At 40.8% G+C, this 2,479-nt stretch carries 3 protein-coding genes and 2 pseudogenes; 1 reads left to right on the forward strand and 4 read right to left on the reverse strand.

The genetic code is table 11. The annotated features are described in order from the left end of the window. Window positions 1-351 precede the first annotated feature (351 nt). Entirely contained in the window at window positions 352-909 is a 558-nt protein-coding gene (locus CBG25_RS03005) for a transposase (protein WP_290604429.1), read from the reverse strand. A gap of 250 nt (window positions 910-1,159) precedes the next feature. Here CBG25_RS03005 and CBG25_RS03010 point away from each other — a divergent pair, with 250 nt between their 5' ends. Continuing rightward, window positions 1,160-1,594, forward strand: a complete 435-nt coding sequence (locus CBG25_RS03010; protein WP_290604431.1) for a hypothetical protein — start codon at window positions 1,160-1,162, stop codon at window positions 1,592-1,594. Between the two features lie 170 nt (window positions 1,595-1,764). Here CBG25_RS03010 and CBG25_RS03015 read toward each other — a convergent pair whose 3' ends face one another. The 3 genes and pseudogenes from CBG25_RS03015 to CBG25_RS03025 form a co-directional block, all read right to left on the reverse strand. Next, on the reverse strand, window positions 1,765-1,962 hold the full coding sequence (locus CBG25_RS03015; RefSeq protein ID WP_290604433.1) for a helix-turn-helix domain-containing protein: 198 nt from the start codon (window positions 1,960-1,962) through the stop codon (window positions 1,765-1,767). Between the two features lie 188 nt (window positions 1,963-2,150). Next, window positions 2,151-2,249: pseudogene (locus CBG25_RS03020) on the reverse strand (recombinase family protein); the annotation flags it as partial. Window positions 2,250-2,267: 18 nt separating this feature from the next. Further along, window positions 2,268-2,479, reverse strand: a pseudogene (locus CBG25_RS03025) (hypothetical protein); the annotation flags it as partial.

Here is a 2,479-nt window from a genome sequence, read left to right on the forward strand (position 1 = left end):
CAGTTGGCTGCCATCTTTACCTTTTTTTTCACGATTTTCTTGGCGGCATTTTAACACTTCAGCGCTCTGTTCCAATTGCTGAATGCGTTTTTCTATCCGCACTGTGACTGGCGCTGCTGAGAGAACCCTTTTTTCTCGTGAAATCGCTTCCTGCGTCAAAAGATCATAATGAGAACAGGCGGCCTCTATAACTCACGAGTTTCGCACCAACAAATAAACAAGTTATTTTTAAGTTCAATTCGACATAATATATAATTCGCAAAAATTGCTAATTAACACATAAGTTATTGAAATAAATATATATTTTATATTATAAAATATCTTACGGATAAAACATTATTTTAGATATTTTTAGAACTTTATATGCCTGTGCGAAACTCGTGTAACTGTTCCATCACCAGCCAGACAGGAAACCCCAGATTGGGTACGAAGAAAAACGGATAATGTAAGTTCTTTAAAAAAACTGCCCGTCAGGACAGTCTGATGTTGATAAATGAAACGTCCAAGGCTGGCATGATCAGGTGTCACGCCATGGCTGACAAAAATACATCCCAAATCTAAACGCGCCAGATTTTCAAGTGCTCTGAGCGAACTATGCCCTTTCATGATCCCATAAAGCAAAATTCCCATCATTGAACGAGGAGAATACGGCGCTCTACCTGTTGAAGAATAACAGCGTTCGAAAGGTACCCAGTCTTGTTCATCCAAAATCTCTGTGACAATAAATGCCCTACGTTCACCAATTTGCTTGAGATAATCGCAAAGGGAAACAGAACCCTCCAAGATAGGTAGATTTTGCGCTTTGACAAACTTACGTTTGGTGTGAGAAGGCGATTCCAGTTTGCGAGTAAATACGGTCATAAAAGATCTGCGTTTAAAACGAATAAAGCAAATTTTAATCGATAACATGAGCTTTTGCGACAGCCTCCAAAAGGGGGGGGGTATCATGTTTTTAATGATTTCAATATTTTGATTTTAAAGAAAAAATTAAATTATTTTTATTGTGAATACCCCTTTTGCGACAGCCTCATCAGGGCGGCGCAAGCGCCTTAAGGTCAACAGCAGGCGCAGATCGCACGGCTCACCGCTGCCAAACCCAGCTTTGCACTGCCGAAGAGAGTTGGTTACAATTAACAAAAAATAATGAGGAATATCACTTATGGGACAGGTAGCCTTTGATACACAAGAGTTTGTCGAGACCTTAGAAAACGCAGGGTTGCCGAAAGATCAGGCCAGAGCGATTTCTATCGCTGTTCGCAAGTCTCATGAAGTCGCTGATGTGGCTACAAAGGCTGATATCGTTGAAGTAAAACACGAAATTGCCGAGGTCAACCGCAACATCGCCGATGTTCGCAAGGACTTGTCAGCAGAGATCGCCGATGTCCGTAAGGATATGGAGCATCGCTTTGAAAAAGTTGAAGCGCAAATAACTGATGCAAGGAAGGAGGCAGCCGCTCGTGCTGATAAAACTGATGCTAAGATAGCCCTGTTACACAAGGATATTGAAAGCCTATCAAACAAGCTAATCATTAAAATGGCGAGTGTTATGGCTGCGATTGTCGGGCTTGCAACAGCTATCATTAAACTGGTTTAAATTGATTCATGCCAAAACCGCCTGTAAGCCTCTATAAGGCGTTCAAGTTCAAAAGCGCTACCCTTGGGGTTACCTATATCGAGAAAACGCCGTACAGCGAATATTGGGTGGCTTAAAATCGATTCCTGATGCCTACTCGAAGTCAAATCTGGCACTGAACGCGACAACCCTCATTGGTTAACTGGAAAATATTTGTAGATGCTAGCCAATGAAACGCCATACAGTAATGCAAGCTGTTTTCTGCTATGACCATTCGCCAATAATTTTAGAGCTTCCTGTTGCTGTGCAAAAGATAGCGACTGAGGTCTACCGCCAATACGTCCTCTGCTTCTTGCCGCTGCTAAACCGGCCTTAGTACGCTCAACCACGAGTTTCGCACCAATAAAAAAACGCTCTATTTTTAAGTTTAATTCAGCATGATATATAAATAGTCAAAACCTTATAAATCAAATACAACTTATTGTAATTTAAGAAAATTTATGTTTTTTAGTAACTTGCAGATTAATCATTGCTTTTAAGCCATTTTTAGAATTTTATATGCCTGTGCGAAACTCGTGTCAACAATCAGTTCTCGCTCCATCTGTGCCAAAGCACTCATCACATGAAAGAAAAAACGGCCTGCGGACGTAGAAGTATCAATGGCATCCGTCAAGCTCACGAGTTTCGCACAAAACTAATTTGGGTACGCTAATAAAACACGGATGTGCTCAGCAATAGCATTTTTGATTACGTCCCAATTTTGTTGATAAAGGGTTATTTTTTCAGATATACGACGTTTATGTTGTTCAAACCACGCAGAAATAGCGAGAAAAATATGATTTCTTTGCGCTCGGCTCGTGCGAGCCTGACAGCGTTCAATACCACAATTTTGTTTAACTTCTCGAT

The organism is Arsenophonus sp. ENCA (genome assembly GCF_002287155.1).
Classification (GTDB): Bacteria; Pseudomonadota; Gammaproteobacteria; order Enterobacterales; family Enterobacteriaceae; genus Arsenophonus; species Arsenophonus nilaparvatae.

What these genes read in the sequence shown, in the direction of transcription:
- CBG25_RS03010 (WP_290604431.1), top strand. Translation starts at nt 1,160, where the DNA reads ATGGGACAGGTAGCCTTTGATACACAAGAGTTTGTCGAGACCTTAGAA.
- CBG25_RS03005 (WP_290604429.1), bottom strand. Translation starts at nt 909, where the DNA reads ATGTTATCGATTAAAATTTGCTTTATTCGTTTTAAACGCAGATCTTTT.